The sequence below is a fragment of the Oceanobacillus caeni genome (assembly GCF_019037185.1).
Taxonomy (GTDB): Bacteria; Bacillota; Bacilli; order Bacillales; family Amphibacillaceae; genus Oceanobacillus; species Oceanobacillus caeni.
In genome coordinates, this window is record NZ_JAHHXM010000044.1 from 1 (window position 1) to 24042 (window position 24042).

Annotated in this window: 25 protein-coding genes; 6 read left to right on the forward strand and 19 right to left on the reverse strand. The window is 35.7% G+C overall.

The genetic code is table 11. From position 1 onward, the window contains the following. Window positions 1-715: 715 nt before the first annotated feature. Entirely contained in the window at window positions 716-1402 is a 687-nt protein-coding gene (locus KM885_RS15950) for a hypothetical protein (RefSeq protein WP_047185182.1), read from the reverse strand. A 253-nt stretch (window positions 1403-1655) separates the two neighbouring features. On the opposite strand from KM885_RS15950, the gene KM885_RS15955 reads away from it, so the two are divergent. Then, window positions 1656-1871, forward strand: a complete 216-nt coding sequence (locus KM885_RS15955) for a helix-turn-helix transcriptional regulator (RefSeq protein WP_047185183.1) — start codon at window positions 1656-1658, stop codon at window positions 1869-1871. After that, entirely contained in the window at window positions 1861-2259 is a 399-nt protein-coding gene (locus KM885_RS15960) for a hypothetical protein (RefSeq protein WP_047185184.1), read from the forward strand. Before KM885_RS15955 ends, KM885_RS15960 begins: the two co-directional genes overlap by 11 nt. 194 nt (window positions 2260-2453) lie before the next feature. Here KM885_RS15960 and KM885_RS15965 read toward each other — a convergent pair whose 3' ends face one another. The 9 genes from KM885_RS15965 to KM885_RS16005 form a co-directional block, all read right to left on the reverse strand. After that, the gene (locus KM885_RS15965) at window positions 2454-2645 is read right to left on the reverse strand and encodes a hypothetical protein (RefSeq protein WP_216884254.1); all 192 of its coding nucleotides are present in this window, start codon (window positions 2643-2645) and stop codon (window positions 2454-2456) included. A 531-nt stretch (window positions 2646-3176) separates the two neighbouring features. Continuing rightward, on the reverse strand, window positions 3177-3824 hold the full coding sequence (locus tag KM885_RS15970; RefSeq protein WP_216884252.1) for an SDR family oxidoreductase: 648 nt from the start codon (window positions 3822-3824) through the stop codon (window positions 3177-3179). Window positions 3825-3919: 95 nt separating this feature from the next. Continuing rightward, on the reverse strand, window positions 3920-5587 hold the full coding sequence (locus KM885_RS15975) for an SLC13 family permease (protein ID WP_204798393.1): 1668 nt from the start codon (window positions 5585-5587) through the stop codon (window positions 3920-3922). 231 nt (window positions 5588-5818) lie between these two features. Next, entirely contained in the window at window positions 5819-7087 is a 1269-nt protein-coding gene (gene codA, locus KM885_RS15980) for a cytosine deaminase (protein ID WP_047185187.1), read from the reverse strand. A gap of 3 nt (window positions 7088-7090) precedes the next feature. Further along, on the reverse strand, window positions 7091-8341 hold the full coding sequence (codB, locus tag KM885_RS15985) for a cytosine permease (protein ID WP_204798394.1): 1251 nt from the start codon (window positions 8339-8341) through the stop codon (window positions 7091-7093). A gap of 254 nt (window positions 8342-8595) precedes the next feature. Then, entirely contained in the window at window positions 8596-9435 is an 840-nt protein-coding gene (gene pstB / locus KM885_RS15990) for a phosphate ABC transporter ATP-binding protein PstB (RefSeq protein ID WP_084824066.1), read from the reverse strand. 76 nt (window positions 9436-9511) lie between these two features. Beyond that, window positions 9512-10399, reverse strand: coding sequence for a phosphate ABC transporter permease PstA (pstA, locus tag KM885_RS15995; protein WP_204798395.1), 888 nt, complete (start codon window positions 10397-10399; stop codon window positions 9512-9514). Further along, entirely contained in the window at window positions 10399-11352 is a 954-nt protein-coding gene (gene pstC / locus KM885_RS16000) for a phosphate ABC transporter permease subunit PstC (RefSeq protein WP_047185190.1), read from the reverse strand. The genes pstA and pstC overlap by 1 nt, the downstream gene beginning before the upstream one ends. 97 nt (window positions 11353-11449) lie before the next feature. Beyond that, the gene (locus tag KM885_RS16005; RefSeq protein ID WP_047185191.1) at window positions 11450-12406 is read right to left on the reverse strand and encodes a PstS family phosphate ABC transporter substrate-binding protein; all 957 of its coding nucleotides are present in this window, start codon (window positions 12404-12406) and stop codon (window positions 11450-11452) included. A 235-nt stretch (window positions 12407-12641) separates the two neighbouring features. Here KM885_RS16005 and KM885_RS16010 point away from each other — a divergent pair, with 235 nt between their 5' ends. Continuing rightward, entirely contained in the window at window positions 12642-13001 is a 360-nt protein-coding gene (locus tag KM885_RS16010; protein ID WP_225344113.1) for a CidA/LrgA family protein, read from the forward strand. Then, window positions 12977-13693 carry an LrgB family protein gene (locus KM885_RS16015; RefSeq protein WP_328150280.1) on the forward strand — a complete coding sequence of 239 codons (717 nt, stop codon included), beginning with the start codon at window positions 12977-12979 and terminating at the stop codon, window positions 13691-13693. The genes KM885_RS16010 and KM885_RS16015 overlap by 25 nt, the downstream gene beginning before the upstream one ends. Window positions 13694-13728: 35 nt before the next feature. Here the strand turns inward: KM885_RS16015 and KM885_RS16020 are convergent, their stop codons facing one another. The 7 genes from KM885_RS16020 to KM885_RS16050 are packed head-to-tail and all read right to left on the reverse strand — an operon-like array spanning window position 13729 to window position 19569. Next, window positions 13729-14148 (reverse strand): Na+/H+ antiporter subunit G, encoded by a 420-nt coding sequence (locus tag KM885_RS16020; protein ID WP_276516086.1) that lies wholly within the window; start codon window positions 14146-14148, stop codon window positions 13729-13731. After that, a complete protein-coding gene (locus KM885_RS16025; RefSeq protein WP_047185194.1) occupies window positions 14126-14413 on the reverse strand; it encodes a Na(+)/H(+) antiporter subunit F1 in 288 nt (95 codons plus the stop codon). The genes KM885_RS16020 and KM885_RS16025 overlap by 23 nt, the downstream gene beginning before the upstream one ends. Further along, window positions 14413-14895: a Na+/H+ antiporter subunit E gene (locus KM885_RS16030; protein ID WP_047185195.1), complete on the reverse strand. Its 483-nt coding sequence runs from the start codon at window positions 14893-14895 to the stop codon at window positions 14413-14415. The genes KM885_RS16025 and KM885_RS16030 overlap by 1 nt, the downstream gene beginning before the upstream one ends. A 37-nt stretch (window positions 14896-14932) precedes the next feature. Next, window positions 14933-16414, reverse strand: coding sequence for a Na+/H+ antiporter subunit D (locus tag KM885_RS16035; protein ID WP_145523764.1), 1482 nt, complete (start codon window positions 16412-16414; stop codon window positions 14933-14935). Then, the gene (locus KM885_RS16040; RefSeq protein ID WP_047185197.1) at window positions 16407-16748 is read right to left on the reverse strand and encodes a Na(+)/H(+) antiporter subunit C; all 342 of its coding nucleotides are present in this window, start codon (window positions 16746-16748) and stop codon (window positions 16407-16409) included. The genes KM885_RS16035 and KM885_RS16040 overlap by 8 nt, the downstream gene beginning before the upstream one ends. Before the next feature lie 3 nt (window positions 16749-16751). After that, window positions 16752-17174: a Na(+)/H(+) antiporter subunit B gene (locus tag KM885_RS16045; RefSeq protein ID WP_047185198.1), complete on the reverse strand. Its 423-nt coding sequence runs from the start codon at window positions 17172-17174 to the stop codon at window positions 16752-16754. Further along, the gene (locus KM885_RS16050; protein WP_216884253.1) at window positions 17161-19569 is read right to left on the reverse strand and encodes a Na+/H+ antiporter subunit A; all 2409 of its coding nucleotides are present in this window, start codon (window positions 19567-19569) and stop codon (window positions 17161-17163) included. Before KM885_RS16050 ends, KM885_RS16045 begins: the two co-directional genes overlap by 14 nt. Before the next feature lie 798 nt (window positions 19570-20367). Here KM885_RS16050 and KM885_RS16055 point away from each other — a divergent pair. Further along, window positions 20368-21051, forward strand: coding sequence for an adenine nucleotide alpha hydrolase family protein (locus tag KM885_RS16055; RefSeq protein ID WP_047185200.1), 684 nt, complete (start codon window positions 20368-20370; stop codon window positions 21049-21051). 57 nt (window positions 21052-21108) lie between these two features. On the opposite strand, the gene KM885_RS16060 is transcribed toward KM885_RS16055, so the two are convergent. Continuing rightward, complete coding sequence (locus KM885_RS16060) at window positions 21109-21258, reverse strand: hypothetical protein (protein ID WP_165589181.1); 150 nt, start codon at window positions 21256-21258, stop codon at window positions 21109-21111. Between the two features lie 148 nt (window positions 21259-21406). After that, complete coding sequence (locus KM885_RS16065; protein WP_047185201.1) at window positions 21407-22459, reverse strand: FUSC family protein; 1053 nt, start codon at window positions 22457-22459, stop codon at window positions 21407-21409. Between the two features lie 543 nt (window positions 22460-23002). Between KM885_RS16065 and KM885_RS16070 the strand changes: the two genes are divergently transcribed. Further along, window positions 23003-23809, forward strand: a complete 807-nt coding sequence (locus tag KM885_RS16070; protein ID WP_047185203.1) for an N-acetylmuramoyl-L-alanine amidase — start codon at window positions 23003-23005, stop codon at window positions 23807-23809. The last annotated feature ends 233 nt before the right edge of the window (window positions 23810-24042 follow it).

Below are 24042 nucleotides of genomic sequence, written 5' to 3' on the forward strand. Positions count from 1 at the left end.
GCCGAAAAAGTGTACAAAAATAGAGTGCCGGAAATATTGGTGTGAAAGACACACCGAGAAAAACTTGACACATACAAGGATATCTACCGGGAAGAATTAAATTATCAAAAATGCTATAATTTTACTTATGGAAAATGGAAACTGTTATTAGAGAAGCACTTGACGGACGGTCCATTATATATTCTAAATTCATTTCTTAGTAACTGGTCCTCCTTATTCATAACTATAAAAACAAGGACTATGAAATTCTACCTAATTGCCATATAAATGAGATATTCAAATGAGAATACAATATTAATTACATAAGAAAGCTGCCACATAGTTTTGTGACAGCTTTCTAAAAAGTAATTTAATTTTAAGATATAGAAAACTAATACTATTGCTTTGTCTTGAATTATTCCTTTAAAAATAAGTATAATTTCCCTAAATTAAATGTTAACTCAAAATCACTTTTACTATTCTACTTATTAGGAATATCAGTACATTTTTCAAGTTAATACTGTTAATTCTAAGTGAATAATGGAGTTACTCGGGTTTAATTTAAAACATATAAACTTAATGATTAGTAAGGATTTACGTCAATTTTTCAGACAAAAAATATTTGTTTACTATAACGTACTTTTAAGTGAAGTAAATAAATTTATATTATATGATTGACTGTGATAGTAATCAATCTCTTAATCAATCATATTGTAAATCTATAAAAAGATACTAATTAACACGCTGTTGCCCCGGTAAGTGCCCCACAAAGAAGGGTGCATGCTGGATATCCTCCCGGAACAGCGACTAATGATAAACAGCCCAAAGAACATGAACCACTGGTCGCTAAGCCACAGATTACTTTCCACCAGTAACTTCCTTTTTCAATTGCTAAAGGTTGTATCTGAGTTTCATCCTTTGCATTAACTACCTCGTTGTCAACTACATTATTTTCAAGCAAAACTTGTCCAGTTTTACCATCATATTCAGTAAAAATCATTCCAGTTGATTCATCATTTTCTTTTACCGTTGTAAATGAAAAAACTTCATAAGTTTTTGAGTCAACTATAGCCAAAATACCTGTATGTTCTTTCTCATCATCAATTTTAGATTGTAATACAACAATATCGTTTTTAAAATCCTTGTTAGATTCCAACTCGAACCTTTCAACCTTTGCATTGTTTTTAACTAACTTTCCAGATGTAGAAAGTTCCTTAAATGTACTATTTTTTTCAACCGCTTTTAAATATTCGTTTGCTTCTTTACCTGTTAAAATTTCACTAACACTTTCATCTGAACTGTCACCGCTTTCAATTCCCTTAGCACTGACACTATTTAGTGAAAGTGAGATTGTTACAATCACTACCATTGTTACTAGAAATAATTTTTTAATTTTGAGCACACTAGAATTTGAGATTTTCATTAATAGTTCCCCCCCTTTTTTCAATTACTTAACCAGAAGAATTATTCTTACTATTTAAGCATAATATGGGAAAATATGGTAATCAATAGGATAGCCTATTTTTGAATCCTTTTTACCATAAAAAACTTAATATACACATATATTGTAGTAGTTCATATTCCCTAAATCGTAAATATATCTTTATCTACTTTCTTGTTTATGTTATAAAATATGTAAAGATATATTTACTTTTTCACAAGGGGGGTGGTGATCTATGGCGGTTAAAAATAACATTCGCAAAATTAGAAAAGAAAAAGGGATAAAACAAATAAAAATAGCCGAGGACTTACAAGTGACAAGGCAAACGTTTACCGCAATAGAAAACAATAAATATAATCCAAGTCTTGAACTAGCACTTAAAATTGTAAAATACTTTGCTTTACAGTTTGAAGAGGTTTTTAAATTAGAGGAGGAGAAGAATGAAAAATAGAAAAAGAAAATGGACTTTAGCTTACGGTGGAATAGGTATTTTGTTAGGTGCAATAATCAGTCAAAGTTTCACCTATTTCACAAAAGGGGAATTCTCTACGGCTACAGTAATAGGTGCATTACCTGTATCAATTATTCTAATTGTTATTAATGTAATTAATGTAAATCGTAAAAAAGATAGAACTCCAGAACTTGATGAACGAACTGTCAAAAATATGCTGAGGTTTCACACGTATTCATCGCATATCTTTCTAGGGTTACTTTTCATTTCATTGGCTACCATCACATTTTTGGACATTAAAGATGTACCAACTTCTTACCTATGGATAATTATATTCACATATATGTGCTTTAGTGGTATAGGTACTATAATTGTAAAACGTCAGTAAGTCCATTATCTCTCTTTATTGGATAGCGTAACACTCGGGACAACACCTTTTATTAATTTACGTGAAAGAACATTGTAATACTCTAGAACATTATAGGATGGTGGTACATGTTCGGATTCCCGGAAATCGACCATCTTATACAGTCAATCATTTCTTCTTGGAATAATAGTATTGGTGGGAGGAGAACAAAAGTGCTAACGCGCCTTATCACATCCCAAGTGAAAATTAATCACTTGGGGTATTTCTTGCTCTTTCGTAATGCTGTTACAATGCGGGCAATGTATTTCTACTTCTTCACTTTTTTTAAAATCCACACTAAATTCACCTATAATATATTCAGGATCTTCATCGGTTTTATTACAATCAATACATTTAAAAATCACCATCTTTATTTCTTCATTCAAACCAAAAAGATCGTCTATATTTAACCACCATAAGTTTTTTGTCGAATTATCTCGTCCTTGCGTTCTTCTTTATTCTTTTGATAAACCGGACATAGTTAAACAAAGTCTATAAAATTGGAATATTCCCCCTTTGGGCAGAATCGGAATCAAAAGGGGAAATTTATGTGTTATTGTTATAGTATTATTTAAAAAGGGAAGCGACTGATGAAATTTGAAATCCCTTACTTTAGACATGGAGAAGAATCCCAAATGATAAAATTAATGGTTTTATGTAACAAATCCGATAGTGCTCACTATCCGCAATCCAATGATGCGTTGGATGAAGATAGTTTATTTCCAGTTTGTAAAAGGATTCTTTCAAGTTACTAGTATCTTCCATTATTCACGCATTTAATGGTCATTTCCTTGAAGTAGAGCAACTAAACGGTTTTGTAAATATAATCTATATGAAATGAACTAACATTAAAAAGCGAACAATCCTTTTCAAAAGGACTGTTCGCTTTTTAATTTTGGCTATAAACGTTTGAATGCTTCTTCAATCGTGCTTTCGCCTGACATTAAACCAATTGTCTTTTTAAATGTATTTTCCTCATCTAAAGATTGTACAACAGCTCTTGCAACATCTTCACGTGGAATAGATCCCTTATCGATGTCATTTCCGGCCTGCACTTTTCCAGTCCCGGGTTCATTTAACAAACGACCTGGACCAAAAATAGTATAGTTTAAATTACTTTCCGTTAAAATACGATCTGCATAATGTTTGGCAACCATATACGGTTTGATTGGGCTATCTTTCCAGGACTCACGGTCAAATGCGCGGAATGCACTAACCATGATATATCGATTTGCACCAACTTTTTCTGCTGCTTCCATTGATTTTACTGCCCCATCAAGGTCTACAAGTAACGTTTTGTCCGGTCCTGTTTTCCCACCTGATCCAGCTGAGAATATTACCGCGTCACTTCCTTGCATTGCCTCGGCTAATTCCTCTACACTTCCTTCTAAGTTAGCAACGATTGCATCTACACCAGATTTCCTAAGTGCATTTGCTTGTTCTTCGCTACGAACCATTGCTTTTAATGTATGTTGATTACTATCTTGAAGTAGTTTTACGATATGTTTTCCAATTTGCCCATTTGATCCAATCAGAAATACTTTCATTTTAAATTGATTTCTCCCTTCATTCTTGGATAACTACATTGTTTCAAAGTATGTGGGGGAAATCAAAAGAATTGCTTAAAATAAAATATTAGTATTTATCGAAATTCAGCCGGTATCTCAAACAAATCAATTCCCCATACAACGGGTAGATAAAAATAGACTACTAATACAACCAAAACAAGGGTAAAGTTATTTAACCAAAATCCGTTTTTAACCATTTCTGTTATGGTTAATTTCCCTGTACCATACATAATGGCATTTGGTGGCGTTCCTACTGGTAGCATAAATGAACAGTTAGCCGCCATTGCACAAGGTACCATTAATGCATACGGATGTAAGTTTAAAGCAAGTGCCAGTGATGCTACTACTGGTATGATCATTGTTGCTGTAGCCGTGTTTGAAGTAATCTCTGTTAGAAGTAAAATAACTAGTGTTGAGATAAAAATTACAAGGAGAATGTTCATTCCTTCTAGTCCTGCCAACTGTTGCCCAATCCATTCTGAAAGCCCTGACGACGTAAATCCTGCAGCAATGGCAAGACCTCCACCAAATAATATAAGAATGCCCCACGGAATATCTTTAGAGTCTTTCCACTCCATTATTTTACTTCCTTCTTCCCGTTTCGCCGGAATTAAGAAAAGCAATACGGTTGCCATCATCGCAATGATACCATCACTAATACCAGGGAACTCAACGATATTTTCCCAAATAAATGTCCGTGTAATCCACATAAACGCTGCAAAGGCAAACACAAACGCTACAGCTTTTTCCTCGTAAGAAATTTTACCAAGGGATTTCCGTTCCTTATAAATCTGTTCCTTTCCACCTGGTAATTCACGAAAGTTTATTTTATATACAACTTTCGTAAGATAAAGCCATAATAATGGAATTAAAAGAATAACAAGTGGGACACCTACTGCCATCCAGCCAGCAAAGGATATTTCTGTATCAAACATTTGACCTACTGTTCCCGCAAGAATACTGAGGGGTGGTGTTCCAATCAATGTCCCAAGACCCCCAATGGTTGCAGCATAGCCAATACCAAATATGACCGACTTCTCAAATTTCGGTATATCACTCGCATATTTCCCTTCTTTCAAGGAACTTGATGCCTGTTGAACAATTGCCAATCCCATTGGAATTAGCATCATGGTAGCTGCCGTATTCGAAACCCACATCGACAAGAAGGCGGTTGAAACCATGAAACCTAATACAATTCGTTGTGGGCTTGTACCAATTATAGAAATAATCGATAATGCCATTCGCTTATGCAGGTTCCATTTCTCCATAGCTGTTGCAATAAAAAATCCGCCTAAGAATAAGAAAATAATATCATTTCCATATGATGAAACAACGGTATTTCCATCCAATGCCCCGGTCATTGGTAATAAAATAATAGGAATTAGCGAGCTTACCGGAATTGGAATTGGCTCCGTAATCCACCAAGTAGCCACCCACAATGTGACAGCAAGAACAGATCTTGCCTCAGGACTTAAACCCTCCGGATGAAAAAACAATAATGTTAATAAAAACAATAAAGGCCCTAAGATCAAACCTACCTTTTGAGCAGGTTTATAGGCCGGTTTCTTATTATGTCCCTTTTTATTTCCCTTTCCCGAAATAGAAGATCCATTTTCCTTTTGCCCCTTAGAAGTTTGAGATTCTTCAACATTTCTTAATTGAGAAAAGGTCAATAAACGTTTTGTATTCTCATGTGACTGCCAAAGCCACCCCCAAAAAGCACCTATACTTTTTTGTACCATAATTCCTTCCTCCCCCTGTAATTCTTGTCAGCGTTTACATATTATTTTAGATTAAATCAAACCAAATGTGAACCCTTAAAATTATTTAAACAGTTTCGTAACAGATTCACATGGTTTTTATTTAAAATCTCCCATCCCACTATCATATCATGAACTACAATGAAAGTAAGCCCCCCTAAAGTGAAGCAGACTTTTTTAATCTGTTTACCCTAAGGGGGGCATTATGTTTATTTACCTTCTATTAAAATCAACCATCTCATTACTTCCATCCAATAAAAGCATCGTTTCACTAGGCTTTGTTTCAGCAATGATTTTACCATTACGAATAGAGTAACGAACTTTTGCTTGTTTGCGGATGGTATCATATTCACTCTCTGCATCTAGGATGATGAAGTTAGCTGGCTTCCCTTCTTCGATACCATAGTTGTCTTCAATATTTAATGTTTTTGCACTGTTTTTTGTAATAAGATCAATCGAATCTACAATTTGCTCATAACCCATTAATTGCGCTGCATGGATGCCCATATGAAGTACTTGTAGCATATTGCCTGTGCCAAGTGGATACCATGGATCAAAAATATCATCCTGTCCAAAACATACATTCATTCCCGCTTCTAGTAGTTCTTTTACTCTCGTTAATCCTCTTCGTTTCGGATAGGTGTCGAACCGTCCTTGAAGATGAATATTAACAAGTGGATTCGATACAAAGTTAATTTCGGACATCTTTAAAATACGGAATAATTTAGATGCATAAGCATTATTATAGGAACCCATAGCTGTTGTATGGCTTGCAGTAACACGGGAACCCATTCCTCGTTCGTAAGCCTCTTTCGCTACCACTTCAACAAATCTTGATTGTTCATCATCAATTTCATCACAATGAATATCCACTAATACATTATATTTTTCTGCTAAATCAAAGGCTGTCTTCATTGATTGAACGCCATACTCACGGGTAAATTCATAATGTGGAATTCCCCCAACAACATCTGCACCCATTTTAAGTGCTTCTTCCACTAATTCCGCTCCATTAGGGAAAGATTGGATACCTTCTTGCGGAAAGGCAACAAGCTGTAAGTCAACATAATCTTTCATTTCTTCCTTCACTTCAAGCAATGCTTCAAGTGCAATTAACTTAGGGTCTGTGACATCTACATGAGTACGTACATGCTGAATACCTTGGGCAACTTGCCACTTTAAAGCTGTTTTAGATCTATACTTAACATCTTCTTTTGTTAATGATTTCTTACGCTCTGACCATCTTTCAATTCCTTCAAACAATGTTCCGCTAAGATTCCATTCCGGTTCACCGGCTGTAAGCGTCGAATCTAGATGAATATGCGGTTCAATAAAAGGAGGAAGAACCAATGCTCCATTAACATCGATTACCTCATGCCCTCCCATATCCACTTGTGTAGAAACTTCTTCAATTTTTCCGTCTTTCACAACGATACTATATAGCTCATCTTTTCCTCTTAATTTCGCATTTTTAATAATCATGAACTAACCCACCTTTTCTACTTTTATTTCGATTTGCCTTTCCGCCACTTTCATTGCGGTTACATAAATCACTGCAGTTCCAACAATCCCATTAATTGGAGGAATACCAGGTACTAAATTGGCAACAACAACCCCACCAATCCAAGCTAGAATAGCAATCCAATTAATTGATTTAAATTTCATTGTTTCAAACGGTTCGTACTTTCCTCTTTTTACTAAGAAATAATCCGCTAAAATAATTGCACCGATTGACGGAAGAGTGGAACCTAATACTGTTAAGAATCCCATAAAGTTATTGTAAAGCCACATCGCTGCAATGGTTCCAACGATCCCATTAAAGATAACTACTTTACTTTTAGGGATTTTTGTAATATTAGAAAACCCTAGTCCTGAAGCATATAATGCATTATCATTCGTTGTCCAGATATTTAATCCTAATACAATAATTGCTGGGATAATGAGCCCTTGTGTATACATTACTTCTGAGATATCACCTAAGCCAAATGCAAACGTACCAATTGCTCCAAATAAGAACATGAGTGAATTACCGATCAAGAATGCAATCATCGTAGTACTTACAGCTGTTCTCCCACTCTTTGCAAATCTTGTAAAGTCAGGAGTTAATGTTCCAGCACTAACGAAAGAACCGACACAAATAGTCAATGCAGCCGCAACACCCATTGCTTCAGTTGGTTGATAATCCATTAATGCCTGAATTCCACCTGCTGTATTGGTTGCACTGATAGCAGAATAGCCCCCTAGAATGGAAATAGCTGGGATTGCAATAATACTAATAATTGTTAAAGCCTTCATTCCAAAAATTGCAGTTGCAGTCATTAAAGTTCCTAAAACAATGATTAACACGTACTCATTTATTCCTGTAAATAAGTGTACTGGAACTGCGAACATTGCTAAACCAACACCAAACCATCCAACTTGTGTGGCACCTAATAGGAATGACGGTAAGTAAGACCCTTTTTCTCCAAAAGCATAGCGAGCAAGTAAGTGTGTGGAAAGACCTGTCTTAAATGCAATAAATGCTAAGGCACCAGTATATAATCCTAAAATTAAATTTCCTATAAATACAATCCAAATAAATTCTTTAAATGTTAGGCCTGCACCTAATTCTCCCCCAGATAACATACTTGCTGAGAAAAATGTTAAACTCATCATTACTGCTAACATACTCCAAAAGCCAGTTCTACTTCCCTGTGGAACAGCTTGTAATGAAAATTCCTTATCTACCTTTTGCATACCAATTCCTCCTTAAAGTGGACTGGCACCGAAGAATTGACTTTTGGAAATAAAAAAAAAGGCTCCTTGCCATTTCTGACAAGAAGCCCAGTCAAAGATAGGATTGATCTAAGCATAATCATCCCATCTTCATTTCCGTTGTCCTTGTCAGCCTCTCTGGACTGATTTAAAGGTACCAGTATTAAATTAATTACATTAAAACAAAATAATCATAAATTGTCAATGAAAAATATAGGCCTTACCTTCCGTATTCCTCATCCAAATCTACCAGATATATAATCTTCCGTCCGTTTATCTGATGGATTGGAGAAGATTTTATTCGTGTTATCGAATTCTACAACCTCTCCGTTTAAAAAGAAAGCGGTTCGATCGGAAATACGTGCTGCTTGTTGCATATTATGAGTAACCATAATAATAGAATAATCCTTTTTCAGTTCTTGAACTAACTCTTCAATTTTAAGCGTTGATTTAGGGTCAAGCGCTGAAGTTGGCTCATCCATTAAGATTACATCCGGTTGTATTGCCAGCGCTCTAGCAATACATAAACGTTGCTGCTGACCACCAGAAAGTCCAAATGCATTTTCATTTAGACGATCCTTTAACTCATCCCAAATATAGGCACCACGCAAACTTCTTTCGACAATTTGATCTAGTAACTTTTTATTACGGATACCATGTATTTTGGGACCATAGGCAATATTTTCATAGATAGACTTTGGAAAAGGATTCGGTTTTTGAAATACCATACCTACTTTTGTACGTAAATCTTCTACTTTCATCGTTTTACCTAAAATGTTATTTCCTTTATAAGAAATCGAACCAGTTGTACGAACACCTGGTACTAACTCAACCATACGATTTAACGTTTTAATGTAGGTAGATTTGCCACACCCTGAAGGACCAATAATGGCTGTTACTTCTTTTTCATGTATTTCCAAATTAATATTTTTCAAAGCATGTGTATGACCGTACCAAAGATTTAATTCTTTTGTATCATAAACAATATTATTTTTTTGTGTATTTATTTTCTTTGCTATACTTTCCTTTGCTGTGGGATTAACTTGTAAACCCATTTTATTTGCGATAACGCCCATTCTCATCACTCCTTTATGAAGATTATTGTTCGCGAAATTTCTAAACTAGTATCAAGCTATCAAGAGACTCGCACTATTAATATCTATGTTGAAACTTATTTCGAATAAAAATTGCTACGGAGTTAAGCAGGAATAAGAGAGCAAGTAGAACAATAATAGTTGCGCCAGCTAAGTTCGCATATTCTGCCACTAGGGATGAATCCAAAGTCCAGTAATAAATTTGCATCGGTAGAGCTGTAAACGTATCAAACAGCCCTTCCGGAAATGGAATTAACAATGCTGGAATTCCTAGTACAGTTAGGGGTGCTGTTTCTCCAATCGCACGTGATAGAGATAAAATGGATCCTGTCAAAATACTTGGTAAAGCTGCAGGCAAGATTACTCTTCTAATCGTTTGCCACTTTGTAGCCCCCATCCCATAAGATGCCTCAGCTAGATGCCCAGGTACTGCTCTAAGTGCTTCCTGTGCAGATACAATTAAAATTGGTAGTACTAATAAAGATAAAGTTAAACCACCAGCTAAAACAACATTTCCAAAATCCATCATACGAACAAAAACAGTTAAACCTAATAGTCCATAAACAATCGATGGTACACCTGCTAGATTAGAAATGTTCGTTTCAATAAATGACTTAAACTTCCCTCTTTTTGCGTAAAGCTCTAAATAAATAGCAGTTCCCACTCCTACTATTAGTGTAACCGGAATAACAACTAGCACGACCCACACCGTTCCAAGTAAAGCACCCATAATACCGGCACGATCAGGATCTGTAGATAATCTACCCGTTAGGAAATCCATATGAAGGAAACTAATCCCATCCATTACTACTCTTATCATTAAAATGGCGAGGACAAAAAGACCAAATAAAGTAGATAAAAAGAAAATGAATTTCCATATTCTATTATTTCTCACCCGGGAGTTCATTCTATTTTTTAATTGTGTTTCGTCAAATTGCTTAATCATCAATATTCCTCCCTAAACTTACGGGAAATATATCTTGCAAATAAATTCATTAATAGAGTAAAGACAAAAAGGGTAATAGCCACAGCATAAAGACTATAATATATCGTCGTACCAGCGGCAGCTTCTCCACCAGCGACTTCAACAATGTATGCAGTCATGGTTTGCATAGATTGAGTAATGTCAAAAGTAAAGTTTTTGGAACTCCCACTAGCAATCGTAACAATCATTGTTTCACCAATAGCCCGGGAAATACCAAGAACGAATGAGGCAATAATTCCCGAAAAAGCAGCAGGAATAACTACCTTGAATGTTGTTTCTAATTTTGTTGCTCCCATTGCTAAAGATCCTTCTCTCATTGCATTCGGAACAGACGTCATGGCATCTTCAGAAAGAGATGCAATCATGGGGATAATCATAACCCCCATTACCAAGCCAGGGCTAAGAATATTCGTAGCTCCTACTTCTGGAAAAATAGAGCGAATAAGAGGTGTTACAAATGTAAAAGCAAAAAATCCATATACAATCGTCGGAATACCAGCTAAAATTTCTAATAATGGTTTTAATACTCTTCTAACTTTTTCTGACGCATACTCACTTAAATAAATAGCAGACATAAGGCCAATTGGACCCGCAACAAGCATAGCAATAGCAGTAGAAATAAGCGTACCGTTAATAAGGGGTAAAATACCGAATTCTGGATTTTGACTTAATGGTTTTAAAACAGCACCAGTAAAAAACTCCCAAATTGGTACAGCTCTAAAAAATTGAATTGCTTGTGATAATAACGTATAGAGTATCCCTAGAGTCGTAAGGATAGTTATTGACGCTAAAAGAAATAAAATGGTAGGAATCCATTTTTCAACTAGGTTCGATACATTTTTCTTTTGTTTATTTTGCGCAATTATTTCACTAACATGAATCGCTTCTTGCTTTACCTCGCTGATCTTCTGCATTATGTTAGGACTCCTTCCAACATGGAAACTTTAGAAACTAAGATGAGAGCACAATTGGCCCTCATCTTAATAGGTTTCAAAGTTTCCTAAATATCAATTATTTATTAGCTTCTAGCTCTTCAAGTTGAGCTTGTGCTTCTTCTTCTGGAATAGGTGCGAATCCAGTTTCTCCAGCAAAGTCATTCATGGTTTCTAATACATAAGTTGCATAATCGAATACTTGGGCCTTTTCTTTTGCATGGTTCACATTTAAATATGTGAATACTGGACGTGTATAATTAGCATAAGGGCCTTCTTCACCAATTGTATCTAGAGATGGAACGACAGCACCTTCGCCAAAATCAATACCTACTGCTTGTACTTTATCTTTGTTACTATCGTAGTATCCAAATCCAAAGAACCCAATTGCGTTAACATCTTCTGCTACTAAAGTTACTAAAGTAGAATAATCTTGTTGAAGATTAATCGTTTTTACTAAATCCTGTTCTTCAAGAATAGTTTCATAGAAGAATTCGTAAGTTCCATGGTTTTCATTTGGACCATATGTTTGAATTTCTTCTTCAGGCCAATCCGGATTGATTTCAGACCACTTTGTTACATTACCTAAGAAGATATCCTTCACTTGATCTTCTGTTAATTCAGTTGCAAAGTCATTTTCTGGGTTAACCACAATTGTTAAACCGTCTAAAGCAACTTTTAATTCCATTACTTCTATTCCAAGCTCATCTGCTTTTACTTGTTCTTCCTCTTTAATTTCACGAGATGCATCGTTAAAGTCCGTTCCATCTTCTGCTAGAAATTTTTTAAAACCGGCACTTGTTCCAGCACGACTAACTTCAACAGATACATTCGGTTGTTCGTTAATCATATATTCTTCAGCTAATCTAGACATTAGGGGGTAAACCGTACCAGAACCATCAATGGCAACATTTCCTTCTAATTCGTTGGATGCTTCATCGCCAGAAGTATTTGATTCTTCTGCCGCCCCTCCACAAGCTGCTAGAAATAGTACTAGTCCTACAACAACCAACATAAGGTACTTCTTGAACTTCATTACTTTGTCCTCCCCGAATAAGTCCTTTGAATTTTGATGAACGGATCATTCCGCCTCTCAATTCCATAGTATAGTAGCTGAATGTAAAGAACGTATGATGTGAATGTAAATGTTTTGTAAACTCGGGGAATTAATCATCAGAAATAAGTTATAGAGTTTGGAATTCTATAGCTTCTTCTCATCTAATTTTATTGATATACTAGTAGTTATTCCATAAAGTATAGGGGTGTTAATTGTGGTTAAAGTCATGAAGATCACATTACATATAATCATCCTATGTTTACTAGCGTCTTTAGGAAATTGGATTCAACACACATTTCATCTGTTGATTCCAGGTAGTGTGATAGGAATGATCATTCTTTTTATTCTATTATTCTTTAACATTGTGAAACTTTCATGGATTGATGAAGGAGCAAAGTTCATGGTTCGCCATTTAACTTTATTTTTCATTCCAGCAACAGTAGGAATTATCGACTACTTCGATTTATTTCTGGGGAAAGGTATCCTATTATTTTTCATCGTTATCATTAGTACCATACTTGTCATGGTAAGTTCTGGATGGATTAGTCAGTGGCTAATCATGAGGAAGGAATGAGTATGATTCATTTATTAATTGGCATTACAGCAATCATAGGCACGGTTATCACTTATTACGCAGCATTAAAGATTCACCATAAATATCATTATCCTTTTACGTTACCTATGTTAATCGCAACCATTATCATTGTTCTTATTTTACTCATCATCCCTATATCCTATGAGACGTATATGATAGGTGGGGAGTGGATTAATAAGTTACTTGGCCCAGCAGTTGTTGCATTGGCCTATCCACTATACATGGAACGAAAGCTTTTGAAAAAAATGGTTGTTCCAATCCTTGTTGGAACTTGTATAGGAGCATTGGTGGGAATTTCTACTGGAGTACTTCTTGCAAAGTGGGCTGGATTTGGAGAGGAAATACTACTTACGATTAGCTCCAAGTCTGTGACAACTCCCATTTCTATGGCCATCACGGAATCGTTGGATGGGATAACTTCACTAGCAGCTATCTTTGTTATGATTGCCGGAGTAGGTGGGGCAGTATTACATTCCTATGTTTATAAATATACAAAGATCCACCATTATCTAGGAAAAGGAATTGGACTCGGAAGTGCCTCGCATGGCATCGGTACTGCCGCAGCACTTGAGAATAGCCAATTGGAAGGATCGATTAGTTCTATCGCCATGTCCATTAGTGCCGTAGTTGTTTCTGTCATTACTCCATGGATGATGAATTTGTTATTATAAAGAAAAATCAGTGCAGTATAGATTGCACTGATTTTTTATTCCAATACTTCATCGCTTTTCACACCAGTATCTTTACTCGCCTTTTCTTCTTCCATTTGCTTTTCCTTCTTCTTTAACACTTCCGCCAACTCATCCTCTAACGTTGCATCTGTCATTTCCACACCGGATCTATATGCCGCTCTTATGATGAGATGACCAGCGACGGGAGATGTCAAAAGGACAAATACAATTCCCATAATCATGCGGACACTAAAAATTGACTCGGACACCAATAAATAAATAAATACTCCAGATAGAGTAAGGGAAACTGCCAAGGTAGAGGACTTCGTGGCAGCGTGTGAACGAGAATAAACATCTTGAAAACGAATAATACCAATGGCACTAATTACTGCCATTATCGAACCTACCAAAATCAAGAGTGCTGCAATAAACTCAATCATCCCGTTTACGCTCAATGATAACGCCGCCCTTCTCAATAAATTTGGAGAAGGCAATTGTACTAATAAAAGCTAAAACTGCCAATATGAGGATAACGTCAAAGAAGGCCTTCGTGTCTAAAATCACTGATACAATAGCAATCGCTGTAATAAGATTAACCCCAATCATATCTAGTGCAATCACTCGGTCAGGTAAGCTCGGCCCAAAAATAATTCGGTATAATGCTATTACTATAGCTACGCCAAATAATGTGAAGGATACTTGTAACATCGTTTCAATCATTATCTGGTCACCCCCATAATTGCCTCTTCAAATTTGTGTAAAGATCTTATTAAATTCTCTTTGGATTCTTGGACATCGATTGCGTGAATATAAAATGCGTCCCCTTCTGGTGTTACCTCAACTACAACGGAACCCGGAGTTGTGATTAAAAGTAAGGCGAGAAGCGGGACTTCCCATTCACCTCTTAATTTCGTCTCAAATTTAAATATTCCTGGCTTTACATTTATTTTTGGGCTAAGAATTTGCTTTAATACTTGATAACTTGATTTGGTTATCTCTGATAGATAAATTAGAATCAACTTTATAAAGGCAAAAAGCCTACCTAAGTAAAAACGTTTCCCGAAAAAACGATGCATTAAATATAAAATACCAATTCCTACAATGTAGCCTGTCGCAAATGTAGTAAGATAAAATTGGTCCTCATCTTGGAAAAACATCCATAGGAATGCTATTGACAAGTTTATAATAAACTGGGCGGGCATGGTATACCTCCTAATAAAACGTACTTTAGAATTTCAGTTAATCTTGTGTCAATACCGCATCAATATAATCACTAGGGTTTAATAATGTATTTGCTGCATCACTAACATAAGGAAAAATGAACTCAGCACCCAATCCCAGAACAATAGTCCCAATTGTTAGGATGGCGCATGGAATCATCCATCCATTTTTCATAGGTATTTCATCTTCTGAGCTAATAATCGTTTCTCCCCAAAAGCATTGAAGGAAAACCCGAAGAAGCGAGTACAAAACAAAGATACTTGAAAGGAAAGCTAAGGCAAGTAAGATATAAGACCCTGTTTCAATCGTCCCTTGACCTACGAGCACTTTCCCAATAAAACCACTAAGTGGTGGAACTCCAGCTAATGATAACATGACAATAAAGAACATCCATCCTAATAGTGGATAATTTCGTATAAGTCCACTCATCTCATCAATTCTAGTCGTGCCTGTCACTGAAATCATGGTACCAGCTAATAGAAATAATAGTGCTTTAACAATCATATCGTGCATCAAATAATAAATAGAACCTTCTAATGCCTCTGGCGTTGCTACAGCCAAACCTACCAGAATAAAACCAACTGCTATGACGACATTATAAGTGACAATTAAACGTATGTCTTTATACGCAACAGCCCCAATACTTCCACCAATCAATGTTAAAGCCGCTAATACAGTGATAAAGGTGTGTGTAATAGAAGGATCATGATAAAAGAATAGTGTAAATACACGAATCATTGCATAAATCCCAACTTTTGTTAATAATGCTCCAAATAATGCAGCGACTGCGGTTGGCGCAATACTATAAGAGCCCGGAAGCCAGAAATAAAGTAATAGTCCAGCTTTCAAGGCAAAGACCGTTAAAAACACAATACTAATAACGGTCAACAAAGGCGTTTGACCTGATTCAGCTATCCGTTCTGAAATATGAGCCATATTTAATGTTCCAATGGCACCATATAAGTATGCAATGGCAACAAGGAAAAACCATGAAGACAAGACATTGATTAATACATACTTAATGGATTCTCTTAATTGTACTTTTTCTCCTCCTAAGGCAATAAGCACATAGGATGCAAGTAACATAATTTCAAAGCAAACATACAAATTGAACAAATCACCGGTTAAAAATGAGCCATTCACACCGGCTACTAAAAAGTTCACAAAAGAATAAAAGTACATTTTTTCGCGAGCTTCTCCAATGGAAGAAAAAGCATAAATAAGGCAAATTGCCGCCACTAAACTTGTTAGCAGAACAAGAATTAATGCGAATGAATCCGCAACAAACGAAATACCAAATGGAGGCATCCAACCACTGAAGTCAATACGCTGTATTCCAGCTATTTGATTAAGATGTAATAAATAAGCAGCAATCCCTATATTACCTATCATGACAATGAAACTAATCCATCTTTGTAGCTTAATTTGGTTACGGAAGAAAACAAACAATATACCTGCTAAAACAGGAATGACCATTGGTAAGACAACCAGATTATTCATCTTTAATACCTCTCCATTCAAACAGATTATCTGTCCCTGTTTCACGGTACGTACGATAGGCTAAAACTAATAATATAGCAGTTACTGCAAAACTGATCACGATAGAAGTTAAAATAAGTGCTTGTGGTAGAGGATCAACGTATGATAACGCCTCATCCGTTAAAATAGGAACTTCACCGCTTTTAAGTCCTCTTCCCATCGACATAATTAATAAATGTGCCGCATGAGAAAGTACGGCTGTACCTAATATAACCCTCAGCACACTTCTTGAAAGAATTAAATATGTTGCTACTGATACCAAAACACCTGTTAGGATGGTGGTTAAAGTTTCCATAAATTACACATCCTCAACTATACTTAAAATAATGGTTACGACAACTCCGACAACAACTAACGCAACACCGGCTTCAAAAATAGTAACCGTCGTTAACTCCGTTTCCCCAAAAAAAGGGAGATCAAAATAAGCAAAGGTTTGCGATAGAAACGGTTCACCAAAAAGGAGCGAGCCAAAGCCCGTTGTAACCGAAATAAACGCTCCTAAAGCAGCAACCTTTTTAAAATCAAAGGGAATGGCGCCCCGTACCGTCTCAATATCAAAGGAAACAAAAAGCAATACCAAAGCCGCAGCTACTACTAGACCACCAATAAATCCTCCCCCAGGACTATGATGTCCAGATAAAAACAAATAAACAGCTAAGGTTAATATAATAAATACAACAAGCTTTACAACTGCTCGTAAAATAACGTTATTTGTCTTCAAGGGGATTATCCCCCTTTCTTGCCTTTAGTTTAATGAACGTATAAACCCCTAGTCCTGCGATAAGCAATACTACTACTTCAAGCATTGTATCAAAAGCCCTAAAATCCCCAAGAATCGCATTGACAATATTAGTTGCCCCGGCAAGTTCATATGCATTTTCATAAAAGCTTGAAATAGATTCAAATAGCTTCCCGTTTTGAACAGCTAAAGCGATCGTAGTAAATATGACACCTACCGCAACAGATACAATGCCATTAACAATCTTGGAGCGTTTTTTACTATCTTCTTTCTTCCATTCAGGTAGAAAATAATACGCAGCAAGGAATAGTACGGTTGTTACTGTTTCGATTACGGTTTGGGTTAACGCTAAATCTGGTGCACGGAATATAACAAAAAATATTGAAACCCCATAACCCAACACACTATTTAAAAGAATTGCAGTTAGGCGAGACTTAACGAGTAACATAGAGATAGCCGCAATAATCATCGCTATCGTGATTAGCCACTCAAACTCAGTTACAGTAGAGTATTGTTCGATATCGAATAAAAATGCTTTTGTATTTAACAATGTTCCACCGACAGCAATTATGAAAAAGATGTAAATATAGACCATATAATCTCTTAGATGACCAGTCATATAGGAATTGGTAATGATCTTTGATACCTTTTCGATTAGCTCTAAACTATTGCCATACAACGCATTGAAAGATAACTTCTCTGGAAGAATCCAATTATATAGTCCCTTCCAATGACGAAGAAAAATAAATAGGAATGCTCCAAACACAATAACACCAATCGTCATCTTTAACTCTAGATTAAAGCCATGCCACGCAGAAACATGCTGACCTAGATCTTCCGCACCTAGTTGAGGGAAAATGCTATACATAGCCGGTTTGATTACATAATTCCCCAAAACGTTCGGGAAGAAGAAAATTAGAATTACAAATAAACCTAGAACTATCGGTGAAAATAGCATTCCAAATGGAGCCTCATGTGCAGGGTGTTCCAATTTCTCTTCCTGGTATTTCCCAAGAAAGGTTTTGAAAACAAAAATCATACAATAAACAAATGTTAGTATACTTGCTGCCCAGGCAACCACAGGAATCAAGCCCATCCATACTTCAGAAGTAAAATGAAGTTCACGAACGCTTAATATAGATGTAAAGAACATCTCTTTACTAAGGAATCCATTAAAAGGTGGTAGACCCGCCATAGAGAAACTTCCAATGATAGAAATCGTAAACGTAATTGGCATTAAGGTAGCTAATCCACCAAGTCTCCGTATATCACGTGTACCTAGTTCATGGTCAACAATCCCTACAACCATAAACAGGGCTCCTTTAAATGTGGAGTGATTAATTAAGTGGAAAATTGCTGCAAACGCAGCTTGTGTATAAATGACCATATTCATAGAATGTCCATGTCTAAGTGCGACTGAACTTATCCCAATCATACTCATGATCATACCAAGTTGACTAATAGTCGAATAAGCCAAAAGGGCCTTAAGATCTGTTTGTCTAATCGCATTAAACGATCCCCAGAATAACGTAATGATACCTACTATCGTGACTACCCAGAACCATGTTAGTTCTCCACCGAAAACAGGTGTAAACCTCGCAACTAAATAAATTCCTGCCTTTACCATGGTTGCCGAATGTAAATAAGCACTAACAGGGGTTGGAGCTTCCATCGCAGTTGGTAACCAAATGTGAAACGGATATTGAGCAGATTTCGTAAACGCACCAAGTAAAATTAATAACATTGCCGGAATAAATAGTGGATGGTCGTGAAAGCCGGAAATCGTTGTAATCATTTCACGAATACTCATCGTTCCCGTCATTACATAGAGCATAATAAAACCTACAAGCATTCCAAAACCACCACTTATCGTAATAAGCAGTGATTTTTGAGCCCCATCCCTTGAACTTTTCCGATGATACCAGAACGCAATTAGTAGGAAGGAGGAAATACTTGTTAATTCCCAAAATACATATAAAACCATGATATTGTCAGAGAATACAACACCGAGCATCGCACCCATGAATAGTAACAAATACGTATAAAAATGAGATAAATTTTCTTCACTTGATAAATAATAAATGGAATAAATAGTAACTAGGGAACCTATACCAGTAATTAATAAGGCAAAAATTAAACTTAATCCATCTAAATATGTTATGAAATTTATGTTATAGGACGGAATCCATTCAAATGTATATAGATACGTCTCTCCACTTGCAATGTTAGGTATATAACTTACAAGATAGAGGAATAATGCGGTTGAAACTAAGAAAACAAACCAACCAACATGAATCCCCTTTATTCTTTTGTAAATAATTGGTACAATCATGGCAGCTAAAAAAGGAATAATAATAGCTAAATTAACAGTGTACAAATCGGGACCTCCATTTCAAAAATGTCTGACTTCTTTCTTTAGAAAACTTGGCGTTCGCTTTAGCTTGGACGAAAACCTTACGTTTATGCAGTTTTTTCGATGGGGCAGGTAATCGGAGCCCCAGACAGGAAGGTTTTTATATTTTCCTACCTACTTTAGAAAAATTGCGTCCATACCATCTGTGAACATCATGCATATATTATTAATGCTCATTAACATTATGATTTCTTTAATAAAATTGATTGTAAATAAGGGGATCTTTTAAGTATCTATCGTGGAATTAATAAGTGCATAAGCACAAATTAATAATGATAGAAATAATAAGGAATTATTTGATAAATGACGATAATTGAATTTTTATCAATAATATAATTATAACTTATCGAGCTAAACATTGCACTTCTGTTGTTTTATCGATTTGGATATTGTTTTTATGTTACAAATCACTTATGCTATATGGAAACACCTTTAGATATTATTTTTTCCCAAACCCTTTTTTAAAAGAGAGGATGTTCAAAAAGTCCGGTGAAAAAGACACTTCGCATTTCTTCGTTGGCTTGCTTTTCCGCTCCTTGGAAAAGAAAACCACTTTTCCGGCGTGCAAGAGCGTCTGCTCACGTATTAATTGCATACGTTCCGCTGCTCAAAGCTACTCCGCCTCGAACTGCTCGGTCCTTTTCATCCTCCTTTTTGAACACGCACTAAAATTTATGGTTCACGGGAATAAAATATCATGTTAAAATATTAAAGTTTTAGTAAGAATATAATGGATGAAATATAAGAGGTGAATTTGCCGTCATGAGAAAAATTAAAGGTCGAATGGACGAAAGTATTTTAGTTTGTGTGTACTACGGCCCTAATGGCGAAAGGTTAATAAGACGAGGACATAAATTGGCCAAAATTATGGATTGTCCATTATATGTACTTACAGTAGATCAAAAGCCATACGACGAGTTCGACGCTGAAAAGTCTGGTTATGTTGATAGTTGGAAAGAACTATGCGATGAATTGGATGTAGATGAATTTATTATCCGAGATAATGAAAGTCGTCCTCTAGTTAAAACAATTAAAGAAGTTGCACATAACCATAACATTACTCAAATTATCATTGGCCAAAGTCCACAAAATCGTTGGGAAGAAATTACAAAAGGCTCATTTGTAAATGTTCTTCTACGTGAACTAACATTTATAGATCTTCATATTGTATCCATTGATCGTACACTCAAGAGTGAAGGTGACACGATGTTTGAAAAAGGCGTTCGTGCTTTCCTAGAACAAGACGGAGAAACTTACCGATTACGTTTTACTAGATCAAAGAACAATCTTTATGAAGGAATTTTCTATAAGGAGATTGGAACAGATTTTAATAATGGGATATTTAAATTTGTTAATAACAGAGGAAAAACATGCCAAGTGCATATCACGGAGGATATTGCAACAGGGAAAATGAGCGAACCTCCTAATGTAAAAAGGGAAAAATAAAAGAAACAGTGTGGCCAAAGTGCTACACTGTTTCTTTTATTTTAGTGGTTTTTTAACTTATAGTTCTTTATCGCTTAAATACTCATTTGGTGTTTCTCCACCATGTGGGTTTGAATTCTTAAATGGACTTTTTCTTCCGTTTCTTGTTTCCCCATGGTTTTTTCTTTCTTTAAACTGTCTGTTTCCGCCTGCTTTATTGCTTCCCATAATAAATTCCTCCTTGCTTAAGTTCGGCAAATGCATGCACTTATGCAAATCTTCACGCCGGCAGCTCCAGGATAAGAAACTTTTATATTTCTTATCTACCAATTAGTTTTTGAAGGAAGGAGGAATTTATTCAGGAACAGATTGTACCTTAATCAGAAGTCTGAGCAGCTTTCGATTCATTAATCCGTACCATTCTTTCTAATTTGTCCAGTTCATCAAATAATTCAATTAAGCTATTTGCAATAGGAAATACATAGGACCACTTTGTAAATTCAGAACCTTGAAGTTCATCAATTAAGTTGTTAATCGTTACATGCATCGCAGCCTTTATTTCCTTTTGCAGATTCAAATCTAATTTTACTTTTTCTTCATACATAAGGAATATATTTTCACTATAGCCATTTAGTCCACTTATTAATTTCTTTATCAAATAACTTCTTGTACTTGAGTCTTCTATTTCACCTAAGTTTTTCTCTAAATGGATAATTAATGTATACTGCCTTTCTAATACTCGAATCATATGTTTATAAATAATAATACTTCTTAAAAATTCCATTTTATTTTTTATAAATAAGCGATTCCGTTCATCTGAGATAATTTCATAATAATCCTTAGCCTTTGAGATTAGCTTCTCAATTTCACGATCTTCTTCTTTTTGTTTCGGTATGCTTAATGTTTTATTTGGAATAACTCGTAATAGAAAATGTATTTTTTCACTCGTCTTTTTCACAAGGTTATATAAATTCTTCTTATGATCTGGTGGAAAAATAAAAGCATTCACTAAAAAGGCAGCAATAACTCCTATCGCAATAAGTGATATTCGTTCAACAATATAAACAAAATTAATACTATCATCACTTGCAAGCATCATCGCCATGATGGTCAATGCAGTTAAACTGACCGTTTTATTTAATCCTAGCTTTATGTTGATTGCAATCGATATAATCACCACAGCACCAACCGATAGTGGATGTGTCCCAAGCAAAAAAGTACCCAACAATGAGAAAATGACAGCAACACCATTTCCAATCAATACTTCCTTAATATACGTAACAGATCTCATGATGGATTGTTGCATGGCTAGTACTGAAGCAATCGCCGCAATGATATCTAATTGCAAATTTAACATCCCTGTAACCAATAATGTTAATGTTACAGCAAGCCCTGTTTTAAGCATCCTTGGACCAATATTGAATTCCATATTTACATCATACACCTCTATTTAAATGATATTGTCATTTATATGTTCGAACCACGAATCTTATTATATGCAATAACTAGAGGTCTGTCACTCGCTATTCTTTATCAAAATCGGAAGCTCCCCTACAGGCTATGAACATGACGTTCTGTCGCAACGCCTGTACTCACACATGCTTTACTTCGTAGCGACGTACGGACTGCGTCTGGCCATACCAGGTGGTCCGATTATTAAAAAACGTACCTAATAAAGAAGAATTCCATCAGTGCAGGTTTTCCTTCATCCCTCACATATGGTTAGTCGCACTTTCTTTTACGGACAGTTGATCTTCCACCCAACTTCTTTGGGTGGGATAAAAGAAGTAGATGCGGCGATATCATATTTCTCCTTATTTTTGCAGAGGACATATATATTCCTATTTTATCCACTTGAACATCATCCTTATTGAAGAATTTATCATATTTCACCCTTTTTAGCATGTACCATCCCCCCATTTTCAATCCAATCACGATTATAGAAGTGAAATGAAATCTAGGAGGATGACAAATGAAAAGGGTATTTTTGGATCCAGGCCATGGTGGATCAGATCCTGGTGCAGTAGGGCATGGCCTGAAAGAAAAGGATGTTGTATTAGATATTGCACTTCAGATTCGTCACATATTGGATAAGGAATATGAAAATGTAGAAATTCAAATGAGTAGGACAACTGACATTTCGAAAAGTTTACGCCAACGAACAAATGAAGCAAATGCGTGGAATGCGAATTATTTCATTTCTATCCACTGTAATGCATTTAATGGAAAAGCAAAGGGATATGAGGATTTTATTTTTAGCGGATTAAGTGATTCTAGTCAAAGTGCAAAATACAGAAATATCATGCATCGTGAAATATCCAACGGAATTGCCTTACAAAATAGGGGGAAGAAAAAGGCAAACTTCCACGTTTTACGAGAAACCTCCATGCCAGCCTTCTTATCTGAAAACGGCTTTATTGACAATCATTCAGATGCAGCCCTTATGAAACAAGCCTCATGGAGGAAGAAGATAGCCCAAAATCATGTAAACGGAATTGCAAAAGCACTTCAACTGAAGAAAAGGACAAATGGTAATCAAAAGAGTGACTCCTTATACAAAGTAATTGCTGGTTCCTTTCAATCAAAGGAAAAGGCACTAAATCGAGTATCTTTTCTAAAGACTCATGGTATCGAAGCATTTATTGAAACAATCACTTTATCCGGAGCAAAGTGGCATAGAGTACAATCAGGTGCTTTTTCAAACCGGAAAAATGCTGAAGCTCATCTGAAAAGAATCGAAAAGATAGGAATCGATGCTTTTATAATAGTACTCTCTTGAGATAGAAAAAACGAACGCTGATCACATGAAGATAATACGTAGTTAAATAGCAGAAAGCAATTCGGGAATCGAGTTCGCCCCTGCTACTTTTTTATAGTTTTTGGTTTCTCACGGACATTTCCTTTCCCGTTTTCATGGGTTTTGTCCGTGATAACTCCTGATATTGTATCTATAAAGTAGACAATTTTAGAAAGTGTCCTATTCATTTGATAATCTTATATATAGAATTAGAT